Annotated in this window: 13 protein-coding genes; 9 read left to right on the forward strand and 4 right to left on the reverse strand. The window is 48.3% G+C overall.

Annotation, left to right across the window (positions count from 1 at the left end):
- Window positions 1-114: 114 nt before the first annotated feature.
- The gene (locus NQF89_RS02095; protein WP_155573198.1) at window positions 115-2703 is read left to right on the forward strand and encodes a cation:proton antiporter; all 2589 of its coding nucleotides are present in this window, start codon (window positions 115-117) and stop codon (window positions 2701-2703) included.
- Here NQF89_RS02095 and NQF89_RS02100 read toward each other — a convergent pair.
- Together NQF89_RS02100 and alr are read right to left on the reverse strand one after the other, a co-directional pair.
- Window positions 2698-4104, reverse strand: coding sequence for a peptide MFS transporter (locus NQF89_RS02100; protein WP_196424769.1), 1407 nt, complete (start codon window positions 4102-4104; stop codon window positions 2698-2700). The two genes, NQF89_RS02095 and NQF89_RS02100, sit on opposite strands and share 6 nt — an antisense overlap.
- Before the next feature lie 156 nt (window positions 4105-4260).
- Complete coding sequence (gene alr, locus NQF89_RS02105; RefSeq protein WP_266137399.1) at window positions 4261-5358, reverse strand: alanine racemase; 1098 nt, start codon at window positions 5356-5358, stop codon at window positions 4261-4263.
- Between the two features lie 310 nt (window positions 5359-5668).
- Here alr and NQF89_RS02110 point away from each other — a divergent pair, with 310 nt between their 5' ends.
- The 3 genes from NQF89_RS02110 (at window position 5669) to spt (ending at window position 8944) form a co-directional block, all read left to right on the forward strand.
- The gene (locus NQF89_RS02110; protein WP_266137400.1) at window positions 5669-7417 is read left to right on the forward strand and encodes a fatty acyl-AMP ligase; all 1749 of its coding nucleotides are present in this window, start codon (window positions 5669-5671) and stop codon (window positions 7415-7417) included.
- Window positions 7418-7493: 76 nt separating this feature from the next.
- Entirely contained in the window at window positions 7494-7748 is a 255-nt protein-coding gene (locus NQF89_RS02115; RefSeq protein WP_155573202.1) for an acyl carrier protein, read from the forward strand.
- Entirely contained in the window at window positions 7745-8944 is a 1200-nt protein-coding gene (spt, locus tag NQF89_RS02120) for a serine palmitoyltransferase (RefSeq protein ID WP_155573203.1), read from the forward strand. The genes NQF89_RS02115 and spt overlap by 4 nt, the downstream gene beginning before the upstream one ends.
- Before the next feature lie 41 nt (window positions 8945-8985).
- Here the strand turns inward: spt and NQF89_RS02125 are convergent, their stop codons facing one another.
- Window positions 8986-9921 carry a hypothetical protein gene (locus NQF89_RS02125; RefSeq protein ID WP_266137401.1) on the reverse strand — a complete coding sequence of 312 codons (936 nt, stop codon included), beginning with the start codon at window positions 9919-9921 and terminating at the stop codon, window positions 8986-8988.
- A complete protein-coding gene (locus NQF89_RS02130; RefSeq protein WP_155573205.1) occupies window positions 9914-10885 on the reverse strand; it encodes a diacylglycerol kinase family protein in 972 nt (323 codons plus the stop codon). Before NQF89_RS02130 ends, NQF89_RS02125 begins: the two co-directional genes overlap by 8 nt.
- Before the next feature lie 155 nt (window positions 10886-11040).
- Between NQF89_RS02130 and NQF89_RS02135 the strand changes: the two genes are divergently transcribed.
- From NQF89_RS02135 to NQF89_RS02155, 5 genes are read left to right on the forward strand one after another with little or no spacing between them, the layout of a single operon-like run.
- A complete protein-coding gene (locus tag NQF89_RS02135) occupies window positions 11041-11964 on the forward strand; it encodes a metallophosphoesterase family protein (RefSeq protein WP_266137402.1) in 924 nt (307 codons plus the stop codon).
- Window positions 11951-13117 (forward strand): LptF/LptG family permease, encoded by a 1167-nt coding sequence (locus NQF89_RS02140; RefSeq protein WP_155573207.1) that lies wholly within the window; start codon window positions 11951-11953, stop codon window positions 13115-13117. The genes NQF89_RS02135 and NQF89_RS02140 overlap by 14 nt, the downstream gene beginning before the upstream one ends.
- Window positions 13118-13121: 4 nt before the next feature.
- A complete protein-coding gene (locus tag NQF89_RS02145) occupies window positions 13122-14222 on the forward strand; it encodes an LptF/LptG family permease (protein ID WP_155573208.1) in 1101 nt (366 codons plus the stop codon).
- Complete coding sequence (locus tag NQF89_RS02150) at window positions 14219-15025, forward strand: sterol desaturase family protein (RefSeq protein ID WP_155573209.1); 807 nt, start codon at window positions 14219-14221, stop codon at window positions 15023-15025. The genes NQF89_RS02145 and NQF89_RS02150 overlap by 4 nt, the downstream gene beginning before the upstream one ends.
- Window positions 15022-15777 (forward strand): nucleotidyltransferase family protein, encoded by a 756-nt coding sequence (locus tag NQF89_RS02155; protein WP_266137403.1) that lies wholly within the window; start codon window positions 15022-15024, stop codon window positions 15775-15777. The genes NQF89_RS02150 and NQF89_RS02155 overlap by 4 nt, the downstream gene beginning before the upstream one ends.
- The last annotated feature ends 3 nt before the right edge of the window (window positions 15778-15780 follow it).

Raw genomic sequence — 15780 nt, forward strand, 5'->3', positions numbered from 1 at the left:
CCTTCTACCTTCTTTCATTAGAGAAGTGGGTAAGGGGAGGCGGGTTGCTTAATGATGATTTTCTGCGTAACCTTACCGGGGTATTACGCTAGAGGAAGTAAGAGGGGATAAGTTATGGAAGTGGGGCTTGCTGAGGTTCTGCTGACGCTTGCCTTCCTGTTGGGTCTAATTAGCTTCATCCCCCCTCTTGCTAAGAAGATCAACTTACCGGAAACCGTTATTATCGCCTTATTGGGGATTGTCCTTGGCGGTGTTTCATCCCTTATCAATAGCTCAATGGGGTTGGACCTTTTAGAAGGCCCTGCAAGTGCTCTCTTATCTTTTCCTATAGATAGTGAAGGTTTTCTCCTCATATTTCTTCCCTTATTGGTCTTTAAGGGAGCAATGGGGATTAATGTCCGTAGCTTAACACATGAGATCGCGACAGTGTTGCTGCTCGCGATTGTCGCTGTGATTGTGTCTACAGCAACAATCGGTTTTGCACTTTATCCTTTTGCACAACAAACATTAGTAGCCTGCCTATTATTAGGTGCCATTGTCGCCACGACCGACCCTTCTGCCGTGGCAAGTATTTTCCGCGAGATTGGGGCCGCTGCACGGTTAAGCCGTTTGGTGGAGGGAGAAGCCCTTTTAAATGATGCCGCAGCTATTGCCATCTTTACCATTCTTGCAGGGGCCATTACGGCGCACCATGAAATAAGCTTTCGTGAAGCCGTTACTGACTTTTTAACCAATTTTGCTGGGGCTGTAATTATTGGCGTGGCCGTTGCCCGCTTAGCTTTGCTTATCATCACCGCGATTAGTGGTTTCCCAGCAGCAGAAATTACCCTTTCGGTCGTACTGCCTTACGGTGTTTATATTCTATGCGATAATATTTTGGGATTTTCGGGCGTGGTGGCCACCGCATCTGCTGGGCTAACCGTATCTGCGCTAGGGCCGTCCACATTCCGCCCTTTGACATGGAACTTTCTTAAAGAATTATGGGAACAGCTAGAGTTTTGGGCAAGTACGCTTGTCTTTATGCTAGCGGCATTGCTCGTTCCCCGTATGATGATTGGTATCACACGCTGGGACCTTGTCCTCATCCTTATTGCAAGTCTAGCAGGGCTGTTAGCACGATCGGTTGTGATTTTCGGGATGCTTCCGATTTTGACAGTCACGCGTTTATCTCCGCCTGTTCCTACGCGCTTTAAGGTGACAATGGCATGGGGGGGACTACGCGGGGCCATTACGCTTGCCCTCGCGCTCGCTGTGAATGAAAACCCACATATCAATGATTCCATCACCCATTTTGTAGGGATTGTCGCTACGGGTTTCGTGCTTGTCACGCTGCTTGTAAATGGCACCACCCTGCGCTCTTTGGTGTTATTTCTCAAACTAGATCGTCTCTCACCGATTGATGAAGCTCTTAGAAATCAAATCATCGGGATTGGTCTTAGTCATGTTGCCCAACGGGTCTCTCATGTTTCTGATGAGCTAAGCTTTAGCTTCCGTACCCGCAGCGGGGTGATTAGCCGTCTGGAGCAACGTGCTGAAAAAGAAAAAGCCAGCAATAATTTTGAGACTGCTTTAAGTGATAGAGAGCGTGTGAATCTCGCCCTTTTGACTATTGCCAACCAAGAACGGTCCTTATTGTTGGATCTTTTTTGTGTCCAAGGCATGTCGAGCCGCCGTGTCATTGAGACGCTTTTGCGCGGGATAGAAGCCATTATCGATGCTACTCAATTAGAGGGACGATATGGGTATGTTAAAAGTCGGCGCAAAAGTCTCCAGCCTTCTTTACGCCTGCGCTTAGCACAGATGTTGCATAGGCGGTTTCATATTGACCGCCCTTTAACACTTTGCATGATGGAGCGTTTTGAGACGCTCATCATCTCGCATCTGGTTTCTACCTCTTTAATCCGCTTTGTGCGTGAGAGGATGGAGCCAACTTTGGGACGCCGTATTACGGAAATCGTCTCCGAAGTACTAGGCCGTCAACGTAAATTGCTGGAGGATGCGCTCGCAACCTTACGCCTGCATTATTCGGGTTATTCCGAAGCGTTGGAAAGCCGTCTATTACGGCAAATCGCCCTCCGTTTGGAGGATGAAGAATATGCAACACTTGCGAAAGATAATCTCATCTCAGAGGAGCTTCATCGTGAACTTCGCCGCTCGATTGAACGGCAAAGAACGCGCCTAGATACACCGTTGCGCTTTAACCTTCGCAGTGGGATTGAGCAGCGGTTAAGGATGTTCCAAGCTTTTAATGGCGTGCCAGATGGGGCTTTGCATGAGCTAGCTGCACGCGTCTTTATTTGCTTTCTATCCCCCGGTGAGGTGTTGATTCATAAAGGTGAGCGTATTCATACCATTTACGCACAAGTAGCAGGGCTTGTAGAATCAGCAACAAGTGTAGGAGATGCCCAAGAGGTCATGCTTGGGGCAGGAGACCTCATTGGGGCTAATAGCCATATCCAAGGGCTGCGGGCGCAAAATACTGTACGCTCCTTGCAATTCTCGCATTTACTGGCCATTCCTCAGGCTGATTTTGATAAGCTTTTACGCGCTTTCCCCATCGTGAAGCGGCAAATCATTAGGCGTCATGGGATGCGCCTAGACGGTACATTAGAGGCCAATGTCGTTATCACAAAAGAGGGGGAGACAATCTCCCCAGCGCATGAGGCGGGTTTCATCATTTCCCCTTCTGTAGAGAAGTCATAATCTCTGCGCTTTGGGGGAATCAGTAGGGAAGAGCCTTTGTGAAAGACGATTGGATGCTAATAGACCGAGTGTCGATAATAAGGCGGCACCGGAATGTAGCAGCCAGAAAAGGCTGTCAGGGATTTGATGCAACATAGCCGCCAATTTACCGACAAGCAGATTGCCTATGAAGATATGTAACGTAAAGCAGGAAATAAGCGTTGTATTATGTTGTGGGGGCGCGTACCGCGAGAAAAGGGCCATACCAATAGGAAAGGTCATCCCACAACCGATGTCATTAATGGTATGAAATGCCACACCCCACCAGAGGCTCACCTGATGCGCTCCCGGGTGGAGCCACTCTCCACAAATTAAAAAGAGAGGGCCTAATGTCGCGATAGCACTCCCGATGATAATCTTCATCATGTCGCGCACAATGCCATAGCGGTGGTCGTACCACTGCCAAAACCACAGAACAATAAACCCTGTTATCATGCTAATAACGCTATCTAAAGACACTAATGAGCTAACAGGGCATGTAACGCCCAATACTGTGAGCTGATAATGTTCTCCTCCCCATAGTAGATAGCCGTCCATGATCTCTTGGTTAGGAAGCACACCAAGAGCAAAAACCACTACAAGCCACATAAGGAAAAAGATGCGTTGTTTTTCTATTTTAGAGCAACGTGATTTTATAGGTATATGAGGAAAAGATACATTTTTTTGCTCATCTAAAGGCAGATAATGATGCCCCATAATATAGCATAGCAAGCCAATTATCATCGCACATGCTGTTGAAAGAAACGCCCAGTACCATGCAATCGTACCCAAAAAAGCACAGAGGAGGGGGGAGATTATCGCCATGATTTGGATACTTTGGCTATAGATTTGGTAAGCATCCGACCGGCGGCGGTCATCTAACTTATAGAGCGCGCCGACTTGGGCTTTCAAACTTCCTGAAAACCCAACCCCAATTAAAAACAGCCATAACGCGATGACAAAGAACGATTCTACTGCCATGAGGCAAAAGCTGAGGGTTAGTATAGTAATGCCAATCACCCCGGAGCGTGTACGGCCTAAGCCGCGATCGGCAATAAAACTTCCTAAAAAGGGAGCAGCAAAAATAACGGCCATGATAAGCCCGGAGAGGCTTCCTGCCGTAGCGTCTACACCGTTTGGGTTATAAAAAGCTTGGTTAATGACTAAAAGAGAGCGCAGCCCAACAACATACTGCGTGCGCTCTGGATGTTGGAGCAGGTCTTTAAGATATAAGACCAATATAGAGAGCATGCCATATTGGGCAAAGGATAACCAACCTTCTGTCCCAAATAAAACCCATAACCCTTTAGGATGCCCCCATATTTCTGTCGAGGCAGGAGTGTGAGCATGAGAAGGAGGCGTAGATGTAGGGTTAGTCGTCATCCAACGCTTATAACAAGACTTTACCCAAAACGCACCTGGAGGCATGATCGAGCGGATGGAGAAAAATCACATAATATATATTATGCCAACTTATCTATGTTTCAATCTCTTTCCCATAGTCATGCAGGCCTTCATAAAGCTGAAACTTTTCACGGCTCAAATATCATCATCGTCATCATGATAAAAACGAGCGAAACGATGCCCCAAAGATGTTAATATCTCATACCCAATTGTCCCAGACTGCGCGGCAACTGTGGCTATATCCTGTTCTGGGCCAATTATGCTCAGCCAGCTGCCTTCTGCCAACTGCTCCTCTGGCACGGCTGTAACATCCACAGTTAGGCTATCCATAGAGACCCGGCCAATAATTGGTAATCGTATCCCTTTATACCATAAATGGCCTCCTCCCTCCGAGAAAGCACGGAACACACCATCAGCATAACCAATCCCTACAGTAGCAAGACGCATAGAATGAGTGGCGTGATAACTTAGCCCGTAGCCAACACCGGCTCCTTTTGATATTTTTCTTAATTGTAAGATTTGTGCTTCTAACTCTAAAACAGGATGAAGTGATGTATCCATTTCATTCGGTGGTAAACCATACAAAGCAACACCCGGGCGAACCAAATCAAAATGATAATCTGTTCCTAAGAAAATCCCTGATGAAGCCGCTAGAGAGCGTGGCACATGCGGGAAAGCAGCACTCATTTTTATAAAACGCTTACGTTGCTCCTCATTTGCTGGATGATCAAGATGATCGGCACAGGCCAGGTGGCTCATCACCAATATGGGCTTAAAGCCTTTTAAGGCCTCATTCTGTATATCCTCTTCTGCGAGGCCAAAACGAGACATTCCGGTATCGAACTGTAAAGCGGCTGGGTAATCCCTTTCTTTTCGTGAGCAGAAAGCACGCCACCCCCTCACCTGCTCCAGACTATTGAGAACCGGAATGAGGTTATAATCCGCCATAAGACCCGGACCATCAGGCAGGAAGCCATGTAACACAAAGATGCGCTTATTCGGTAGAATCTTCCTAAGAAGGCACCCTTCCTCTGGCTGGGCTACAAAAAAGCTTTTCACCTGCCCTGCTAAGGCCGTTGCAATTTTGTCCATACCCAGCCCATAGGCATCCGCCTTCACAACAGCTGCACAATCTGCCCCCACTGCGTAGCGTGAGAGCCTTGCATAATTCTTCCTAATGGCAGAAAGATCCACCTTTAGCCGTGCGCTTTTATGTTCGCAGAGCCCCCTCACACGCGGCCTCCTCATTCCCCATAGTGATGCTGAGATGATGCACAATCTTACAGAAAATGAAGCTGTTAGATATTATTTTCTCAAAAAATCGCCTCCATCATCACCTAAAATGTGTCCTCTTTGCAATTTTGTCGCTGAAAATTGTGACAGAAGCTTGAGGAGAAGCCCCTTTTTGTATTAGAGAGCAGGGCACAGATGCTGTTTGGCTATTTCGCTAAACGGCTTTGCCCTGTTTTATGGGTAAGATTTTTTGATTTCGCAGGGGCCTAAGATAGTTCAATCTGAAGGTCCAAACGGAGCTAGTCTAGGTTTGACCGAGGCCAACCAAAACACCAATCCCGCGCTCTCCATCACGCCGAGCCGTTCAGGAATCGAACGCCGCTATGGAGACTTCCCCAGCTTCCCTGCTGCTCTGGACTATGCAGCCCAGGGTAAGAGTGGCTTTAACATTTATTCTGGTCGCGGCACCCTGCTGGAGGTTTTGCCTTACAGTAAGCTACGCCAGCAAGCCCATGCTACAGCACGACGCTTGCTTGGTGCAGGACTGAAAGCGGGTGATAGAGTCGCTATTGTGGCTGAGAGCGATGGGGATTTTGCCCGTATCTTCTTCGGTTGCCAATATGCGGGCCTTGTTCCAGCACCGTTGCCTTTACCGGTCGCCTTCGGCGGAAAGGAAGGCTATATTGAGACCCTGCGCGGGATGATTACTAGCGCAGATGCGCGCGCTGTTATTGTTCCTGATGTGATTGGAGGCTGGACAGCTGATATTATTGAGGGCTTCCCTCTTGTTTTTGGTGGTTCCCCTGCTGAATTAATGACCCTTGAGGAAAGAGACATCCCTCTGCCGGAAATATCAGGTGATGGGTTGTCTTATCTTCAATTTTCCTCAGGAAGTACGCGCTTCCCTATGGGGATAAGTGTGACCCAAAAAGCTGGTATGGCTAATGCTCATGCTATCGCAAAATATGGGTTACAAGTTTACCCAAGTGATGATGTGCGTGATGACCGTTGCGTCTCGTGGTTGCCTCTCTATCATGATATGGGGCTTGTTGGCTTCTTTCTCACCCCGATGACATGCCAACTTTCGGTCGATTTACTGCCTACTCGTGAGTTTGCACGCCGCCCGAATGTTTGGTTGGAGTTGATTGCCCGTAACAAGGGTACGATGTCCTATAGCCCGTCTTTCGGTTATGAATTATGCGCACGCCGTGGCGCACGTGAGGATATAGACCTCTCCTCATGGCGTGTTGCGGGGATTGGCGGCGATATGATTCGCCCGCACATCATCCATAGCTTTGCAGAGACGTTTGAGAAAAGTGGCTTCGATAAGCGTGCTTTTGTTGCGAGCTACGGTATGGCTGAGACAACTCTCGCCATTAGCTTTGCTCCGCTCAATACGGGTCTTCGTGTTGATACGATTGACCTTGCCGCTATGGAGCGTGAGGATTTTGCTCGCCCCGCTCATGAAAGAACAGACACGGCGCGGGATTTCGTCTTATGTGGCGTTTGCTTGCCTGAGCATCAAATTGAGGTGCGTGACCCTGCCGGTAAGCCGCTCAAAGAACGTGAGGTTGGGACTGTCTTCGTCCGTGGGCCAAGTCTAATGTCCGGTTATTTCAACCGTCCTGAAGAGACAGAGGCCGTGCTTTCCCCAGATGGTTGGCTCAATACCGGTGATATTGGCTACATGCTGGATAGGCAGATTGTTATTACCGGCCGGGCGAAAGACCTCATCATCATCAATGCACGCAATATCTGGCCCCAAGATTTGGAATGGGCGGCTGAGCATGAGGTGAACTCCCTCCGCTCGCGTGATGTCGCAGTTTTCTCCGTTGATTCTGGTGAAGGCGAACAAGTTGTTGCATTGGTGCAATGTCGTTTCACGGATGAGGAGCCACGCACAACGCTGCGCAATGAGCTGGTCGGCCTTTTCCGCCGTATGCATGGCATTGATGTTAATGTTGTTCTCGTACCGCCGCGGTCTCTCCCACAGACCTCCTCTGGGAAGTTGACACGGGCACGGGCGCGGGCAATGTACCTCAACAAAGAATTTGAATAACCCTGCAAGGGCTATCTCCTCGCGAAGGAAGCTTCTATAATCGTCTTATCCTTCGCAGGCTATAAAGGGACAAAACATGACCGACAATGTTGCTGATATTTCTCAGATGATTCTCCAAAAATTGCTGGAGAACCCTAAAGTCCCGCGCGATATCACCGGGGATAGTCGCATTGTGGAGGATTTAGCCTTTGATAGCCTTGCTGTAATGAACTTCGTGATGGAAATTGAAGACACGCTTGATGTTTCCGTCCCGCTTGATAAATTGGCCGATATCCGCACGATTAACGATCTTGCTGGCTGCTTGCAGGCCATTAAGGCAGAACAAGCATGAGTGCAGGGTTATTTGATAAATACGCGACCTTACGGGGGAATTATGAATCCCTTATGGCCGCTAGCCCACGCAACCCTTTTGGGGTTGTTATTGAGCGTCCCCTCTCAGCAACAGTTGGCATTATAGAGGGGCGTGAAACCCTTTTATTTGGCACAAATAACTATCTTGGTCTCAGCCAGTCTAACGCAGCACGGGATGCGGCTATCCATGCCGCTCAGACAATGGGGGTCGGAACGACTGGTTCCCGTATTGCCAATGGGACTTTCGGCCTGCATCAAAAGCTAGAGCATGCTCTTGCCAAAGTCTTCCAGAGAAAACATGCTATGATTTTCTCGACGGGCTATCAGGCAAATTTGGGCACGATTTCGGCTCTTGTAAATAAAGATGATACGCTTTTCCTAGATGCAGATAGCCATGCCTCCATTTATGATGGGGCGCGTCTCTCTGGGGCGCAAATTATCCGTTTCCGCCATAATGACCCTGCTGACCTTGAGAAGCGCATCGCTCGGACAAGCAATAGCACAGGGGCTCGCCTCATCATTGCTGAGGGCATTTACTCCATGACGGGGAATATCGCCCCTTTAAAGGAGTTTGTTGAGGTCAAAAAACGCCACAACGTCCCCCTCCTCGTAGATGAGGCTCACTCCTTTGGTGTGCTTGGTGCGCATGGCCGTGGTGTTGCAGAGATGCAAAATTGCGAAGCGGACATAGACTTCATCGTGGGGACCTTCTCCAAATCTTTGGGAACGGTAGGCGGTTATTGCGTTACAAATCATGATGAGATTGACCTCATCCGGCTTTGCTCGCGGCCTTATATGTTTACAGCCTCCCTCCCCCCGGAGATTATTGCTGCCACCCTCGCCGCTTTAGAGGAAATCGAAACAAAACCTGAGTTGCGTGAGAAGCTGCAAAAGAACGCTGCACGGTTGCATGAGGGCTTTAAGTCTGTTGGGTTGAATACCAGCAACTTCATCTCTCCTGTCATCGCTGTGACGTTGGAGGATATACCGCAAGCTCTAGCCTTCTGGAATGCGCTGCTGGCTGCGGGTGTTTATGTAAACCTCTCACTTCCCCCAGCAACGCCTGATAATCGTCCATTGTTGCGTTGCTCTGTCATGGCAGCACATTCTTTTGATGAAATTGACCGCGCTGTAGAGACATTTGGTACAATCGCTAAAGAACTACAGGTCGCTTAAAATATTCCCCCCTCTTTAATTAAGAGGGGGGATTTTTATACTTACTTTGTCGTTTTCCGAAAATGTCTAGCACGCCATAAGAAGAAAGGCAGAGTTAAGATAGGGTGCTTGCGCTCAAAAGTGGAAACATGCACCTGCTTACCGGTATGACGTTGTATCTTCCATAGTAGATAAGAAACGCCGTCCTTAAAGGTAAAAGCCGCTTTAATAAGGCGACTGAGATTAAGAGGGCGACCATAAGCAGCAATTTTTTGCCAGTTTTTGGCAGCTTTCTTCCGAGATGACGCTGTCAGATAAGGGCGCAGTGTTTCATTATTCGTTTGATAACTCAAACCTGCCTGTTGCCACGACGCCTTTAAAAGAGCTTCATATCGCTCCTCGCGCCCTTTAAGCAACTTATGACCACGCCCTTTTTTCTCTACTCGCAGCTCTGCGGCATAAGTATGAGCAAAGAGAGTACGCCAATAATCTATTGCTTCCCCTTCTTTTGGCCCAAGGAGAGCCGCCCAGCATGATGCGGTTATCAAGCATTGCCGCAATGCGTGCAAAATGCGATCAGCCGCACGGCCATTGCGTACCCAAACTAAACGCACAGGCTGACAAAAGCGCGCCCAAATGGTCGTATCAAGGCTAAAAAGCGTCCCTCTCCTTAAAAATTGCTCTTGAGAGAGAACAGCAACCTTAGCACGCAAGGTTGCGGCTTCTGTTTGATGCTCCATATAATAAACATTAGGCGGTAGAACTCGATTAGCGAACCGAGCGAAGGGATTGCCGCTTAAACTTGCTGGTTTCTCCGTAATAACATAAAAATCTAAAATCCCTGTCGGGTCCACTTCCCGCAGGAGAGAGCCGTAAAATAATATCCCTAAAGGAGGCTCCCCCATTTTATATGCGATGGCCTCAGCAAATTGTGCAATCTCGTGCGGGACAGGCGTTGTTAACTCTTGGATGAGGGTTTTATCAATAAAATCAGACATGTAAAAACCGGAAACTCGGCCCCTCTTCTAACATGATTTGCTTATTGGAGGACGCAGGAAATACCTCTCCATCTAAGACAAAATCACTATCTGTCTCCAAGATCATCTTCTGAGCAATCATGCTACTATAATCTTCATGCGACCATAACCAGTTAGGAACATGCCCTCTCAAAAGGTGAAAAAACGCCGCAGGAAGACGCTTGGGAAAGGCATGAACATCTAGAAAATGAAAGCCTTTCCGATTGGAACCAGTATTCCAAAACGGCCAAATACCATAGGATAACTTTTCTAAGGCGGTTGCCATATAAAGAAAACTATAACCTTCTCTTTGCTCCTTTAAATCATCCCCCTCGGCATGCCATGACAAAACATTCCCACTCAGCCATGACTGACGGCTACTCCGCCATAAAAGGCTCGCCACACTGCTAAATAATGTGAAAAATACGGCTAAATCATGAGGAGCAAATCTCAATACCGTTGGAGAATGGGCAATACGCACAGCGCGTGCATAACCAGTACAGCCACCAAACATCCCCAATACGGAGGGCATATCCTGCCCCGGCCAAGATAATTTTATGGGAGCGCGCACGCTACTTTTTAAGCTTTCAGGCTGTAAAATACGATCAACGGCCGCCTCACCACGCAGCCCAAAACCAACATCACCAGCAATGAGGTTCGTATTACCAGAGGGCAGCACTGCGACAGCCGGCAAAGGTGAGCCGCGATATGTGTTAGCGATGGCCGTAAGGGAGGCACTCACAGTGCCATCCCCACCATCAATAGCAATAAAATTAACGCCTTTCTTCTTCAACACTGCCAAATGGGCAGGGAGATGACTATCATTAAGTGTGGCAATGCAAAACTCTCCCATCTTCTGGCGCGCCATGCGCATAAAGCGACCGTTATCTTGTATATTTCTACGGCTATTGGGATTGTGAATGAGGGCAGCTTGTACGTTTTTCATGAATCTCTACATTTTATCCATCACATACCCGCCCAGAAACAAGAAGCCATGTTGTTTCCCAAGCTGGTCGAAATCCTTTAACATGGCTATGCTATAGGAACCAGAAGGGAGTTCCCCTGTAAAGACTGTTCTCTATCGCAATCTATGGTGCCGCCATGTTTTTCGACTCCTTAGCCTCTTTCCCCAACCGGCGCGCTCCCGCTATTCATCTGGCACATATGTCAGACCCGCATCTTCCACCTCCGCACATTCCTTGGACTTCTTTTTTTAATAAGCGATTGCTGAGCCGTGCGTTATGGCGCAGCAAAAGACGCCATATTTTGCGCCCTGATATTACGCATCAATTGGTTGAAGATATTGCCTCTCATAAAGAAATACGCGCTGTTCTTATCAGCGGAGACATTACCAATTTTGGCACGAAGGAGGAGTATAAACAGGCCGCAACATGGCTGAAAGGGCTGCCTGTTTCCCCCGTTATTGTGCCTGGTAATCATGATTTTATGGCACCGATTGCCTATAAGCACAGCCTCGCGCAATGGGAAGAATGGTCCGATAAAACATTTCCCTTTGTGCGTTTTTTCGGCAAGGTGGCTGTTATCGGTTTAAACTCCGCGCTCCCGACCTTACCTTTTACGGCCTATGGCCTCATTAACAAAAAACAACGTAATAATCTGGCCAGATTGCTTGCGGAATTAGGCAAAGAGGGATACTGCCGGGTTGTTATGCTTCATCACCCCCCGCGGAAGGGGCTTCTACCCTACAGGAAGTCCCTCATCAATACATCACGCTTGAGTAAGATATTACGTACTTACGGGGCGGAGCTTGTGCTGCATGGTCATTCCCACGATGCCACGCTAACTACAGTGGAAGGCACGGATATTCCCCTCCTTGGGGTGAGTGCCGCGGCAATGGATAGCCACATTATAAGCCGTAAAGCGAGCTGGAATCATCTCAGCTTCACACCCCATACAAAAGGATGGCACATCGCTGTGCAACGCATAGATGCCACAGGGCATGTTTTCGCACAGATGGAATGGGACAGCAGTTCTTCTTTAAGGCCGGTAAATGTTCATTCGTAAGTCTTCTCTACCGACACTAGATCGTTATTTATTACGCCAATTAGTCCCACCTTTTACGATTGCTCTTGGGACAATGCTGGTCGCCTTGTTGCTTGATAGGTTATTGGCCCTTTTTAATCGGCTCGCCAGTAGTGGTAGCTCTATTGCCACCTTATTAACATTGCTAAGCGACCTGCTGCCTCATTATATGGGCTTAGCCCTACCAGCGGCTTTATGCATTGCTGTCTTTATGACCATTAACCGCATGAGCGAGCATAATGAGATTGACGTGCTCTATGCGGGCCATATCTCACTCCTCCGCATTAGCCAGCCTTATATTAAAGTGGGTGCGGTTCTCGCTGTTTTAAGCGTCCTTCTCTATGGTTATTTGCAGCCAATCGCGCGCTATGATTACCGTGAGGGCTTTTATTTTGCACGCCATACAGGCTGGGCCCCTCACCTACAATCCGATATGTTCGCAACTACCTCCACCACAACGCTTCTAACAGCAGATTACGTGGACCATGGAGGCTCTCGTTTACGCCGTATTTTCATCCGCGATGTGAAAGATGATGGGACAACGGAGCTTATTACAGCCCCTAAAGGTCTACTCACCCTCTCTGAACGTGATAAATCTACACAGCTTGATCTTTGGAATGGTCAGATCATACGCGCTAAATCGCCTAACCTTCCTGATAGCCATGTTTCAGTTACCCATTTTGAACATATTGCCCGCTTAATTGAACGCTCTGGCAACCAAGAAGCTTTTCGCTCCCGTGGGAATGATGAGAGAGAGATGACAACATTGGAGATTCTTTCTGCGATTCGGCATAATTCATCGCATATTTCTCCTAAAACGCTGCGAGCGGAAATAGATTTTCGCTTAGCCCGCGCGATTAGTATTATGTTTATACCGTTTCTCTCCATCGCCTTTGCCGTCCGAAAAAAGCGTAAACGCTCTGCCCTCGGGCAAATTATGCTAGCCATTATCCTTGTAGGGTTTGATGAAGTTTTGCTCTTTGGTGATAGCCTCGCCGCTAATGGGACAGCACCTGTGTGGCTAAGCCTTTGGGTGCCAGAAGCTATTTTCTGCCTCGGATGTACATTTGCGCTACTTGCACGCTCCAAAGTAAGTTGGCGGCATAGAGAGCAAAAAAGCTCAAGGACTGCGTGATATTATGAGATTTCCCCTACTCCACGCTACGTTGTTAAAAGTCTTTTTGCGCCCTCTTATCACTAAAATCCTCATTTGCTGCTGTGTGTTGACGGCACTCTTAGAGATATTGGCCCTTCTTGATGATGCTTCCACGATTTTGGACCGTCATCTTGGGTTCCACGGTATCCTAAAATATGTCGGGCTGCATTTGCCTACCCTGCTTGTCGAGATTATGCCTCTTTCGGTCATGATTGGGGGGTTGTTCACATTGCTGCAAATGGCACTCTCTAGTGAGATTGCTGTGCTGCGTGCTGCGGGCCTTTCTACCCTAAATATGTTCCGTTATCTTTTGCCCGGCCCGTTAATCTTGAGCGTCATCTGCATCGCGCTAAAGTTATGGGTCGTCCCTCCTTTTGAGCAAGAACTTAACCGTTGGTGGAATGAAGGGGCGACACAGGCTAACGCTACAAATGACCTCCACAGCCTTTGGTTTCGTGATGGGTCAGATATTGTACGGGTGGAAATGATTAGCCATGGCGGTAATACGCTTTCACAAGTTACGCTCTATCATCGCAACCCCAGTAACGGTGCCCTAACCTCCACTCAACATTATGAGCAGCTAAATTACGAACATAATCAATGGGTGGCGCATGGCACTTTCGATCGTACCGACCTCTACCAAGATAGTACAAAAGCTAGAATTACCTCGGAGTTTATTGTCCCTCTCCTATCTGCCACCCCGATGGATATCATCAATATGACTTTGCCGGGTGTCTATTATACGCCACACCAATTTCGGCAAATTTTTTCCAAAAAAGCACCCTCAAATTTACCTAGATCAAATTATTTGATGACCTTATATGCTATCTTATTCCTACCGTTGCAGATGGCCGTGATGCTTCTCGTTACGCTGCCTATTACATATATCCCGCCGCGGGCAGGGTTACGAACCCCCTTGCCTGTATATGTTATGGCAGCTGGGTTAGGGATTGTTATCCTCCAAGGTATGATTTCGGCCTTGGGGAATGCGGGTTCCTTGCCTATATTACTCGCTACATGTTCTGGTCAGGTTGTGGCGGCCCTGTTCAGCTTGGCTTGGATATTGCGAATGGAGGAAAAATGAGTACATTTAAAAACTTTTTTCAGGGCACGACTCTTATGCATAAGGGCCGAAGCTATGATCTAGGGAAGATGAACCTGTCTCAATTATGGGCAGCCTATCTCACCTACCCCACGATTCTACTTTATTTCGCCCTTATTATAGGGACAGCTGTACTCAGCGTGTATCTACGCCATAGCTGGTGGGGGGTATTGATCCCCGTTCCTGTTATCATCGCTGTTTATCCTACGGCATGGTATATTATTCATCGTTACATCCTTCATGGGCGTTGGTTTTATCGCAATCCAATCACCGCCGCGATGTGGAAGCGTATTCATTTTGACCATCACCAAGACCCGCATCTTTTGGAGGTGTTGTTCGGCTCCCCTCTAAATACTGTGCCAACCATGATGGCAATTACCATGCCTATTGGTGCACTTATTGGCGGATGGGGTGGTGCTTTTTCTGCTCTTGCCACCGCACTGGTGATGACCTGCATTTATGAGTTCTTTCACTGCATTCAGCATTTGGCCTATAAGCCTCGCTGGCAGTGGGTGGTGTATATTAAGCAGCTTCATGTTCTACACCATTTCCATGATGAAGACGGCAATTACGGCATTACAAACTATCTGCCAGACCGGATTATGGGGACATTCTACCGCGCAGCGAAGGATCGCCCTCGTAGCCCTTATGTCTTTAACTTGGGATATACGGTGGAAGAAGCTGAGCGTTATCCTTGGGTGATGCGCCGTACGGGGGCTCCGCCGCGTGACCGGCCCGACCCAGCACGCGCTCCTAAAAAAGAAGAACTCGCCAAGAGCGCATGACAGTTCCTGTTTTAATTCTGGCGGGTTCACGCGATGGAGAGCGTGACCCGCTAGCGCAGATGGGCAAGGTTACGCATAAGGCCCTCCTCCCTATTGGAGGAACCCCGATGATTGACCGTGTTGTCCACTCTTTAGAGCAAACATCGGGCATCGGGCGTATTTGGGTAAGTATAGAGCACCCCGAATATTTAGCGCATTTGGGGGATCGCGTTGCTCTTATAAAGGCGTCCCCTTCACCTAGCGAGAGCGTTCTCAATGCTGTGCGCATGATAGGGACGCCTTGCCTCGTTACCACGGCTGATCACGCCCTTTTACAACCTCAATGGGTCGAGGAGTTCCTAGAAAAAAGTTGTGCAGCGCAAGTGGACCTTACAGCCGGGATTGCTCTTAGGGAGACCATCCAACGGGATGTCCCGCAAACAGAAAGAACGTATATTCATCTCTCTGATATAAGCTTTTCAGGTTGTAATTTATTTTGGCTAGGTAATGAGACCTCACTTGAGGTTATCGCCCTCTGGCGTCAACTTCAGCGTTATCGTAAGCGGCCATGGCGTATGGCTCTTACCCTTGGACTCTCCACTATTCTGCGCGTCTTAACTAAGACGCTCACCTCTTGGCGGTTGGAGGAGCGAATCCATACTCTCACCGGGGCGTCTGTCCGTCTTATCCCCCTCTCTGATGGTCGCGCTGCTGTGGATGTAGATAAGCCATCTGATGCCCATCTTGTTGCACAACTTTTAGAGACGTGGTGAGGG

This window comes from Bombella pollinis (assembly GCF_026385485.1).
Classification (GTDB): Bacteria; Pseudomonadota; Alphaproteobacteria; order Acetobacterales; family Acetobacteraceae; genus Bombella; species Bombella pollinis.

Bases quoted from the DNA above. Each gene is read 5' to 3' on its own strand.
- NQF89_RS02095 (WP_155573198.1), top strand. From the start codon at position 115: ATGGAAGTGGGGCTTGCTGAGGTTCTGCTGACGCTTGCCTTCCTGTTG.
- NQF89_RS02100 (WP_196424769.1), bottom strand. From the start codon at position 4,104: ATGACGACTAACCCTACATCTACGCCTCCTTCTCATGCTCACACTCCT.
- NQF89_RS02115 (WP_155573202.1), top strand. From the start codon at position 7,494: ATGACCGACAATGTTGCTGATATTTCTCAGATGATTCTCCAAAAATTG.
- spt (WP_155573203.1), top strand. From the start codon at position 7,745: ATGAGTGCAGGGTTATTTGATAAATACGCGACCTTACGGGGGAATTAT.
- NQF89_RS02125 (WP_266137401.1), bottom strand. From the start codon at position 9,921: ATGTCTGATTTTATTGATAAAACCCTCATCCAAGAGTTAACAACGCCT.
- NQF89_RS02130 (WP_155573205.1), bottom strand. From the start codon at position 10,885: ATGAAAAACGTACAAGCTGCCCTCATTCACAATCCCAATAGCCGTAGA.
- NQF89_RS02135 (WP_266137402.1), top strand. From the start codon at position 11,041: ATGTTTTTCGACTCCTTAGCCTCTTTCCCCAACCGGCGCGCTCCCGCT.
- NQF89_RS02140 (WP_155573207.1), top strand. From the start codon at position 11,951: ATGTTCATTCGTAAGTCTTCTCTACCGACACTAGATCGTTATTTATTA.
- NQF89_RS02145 (WP_155573208.1), top strand. From the start codon at position 13,122: ATGAGATTTCCCCTACTCCACGCTACGTTGTTAAAAGTCTTTTTGCGC.
- NQF89_RS02150 (WP_155573209.1), top strand. From the start codon at position 14,219: ATGAGTACATTTAAAAACTTTTTTCAGGGCACGACTCTTATGCATAAG.
- NQF89_RS02155 (WP_266137403.1), top strand. From the start codon at position 15,022: ATGACAGTTCCTGTTTTAATTCTGGCGGGTTCACGCGATGGAGAGCGT.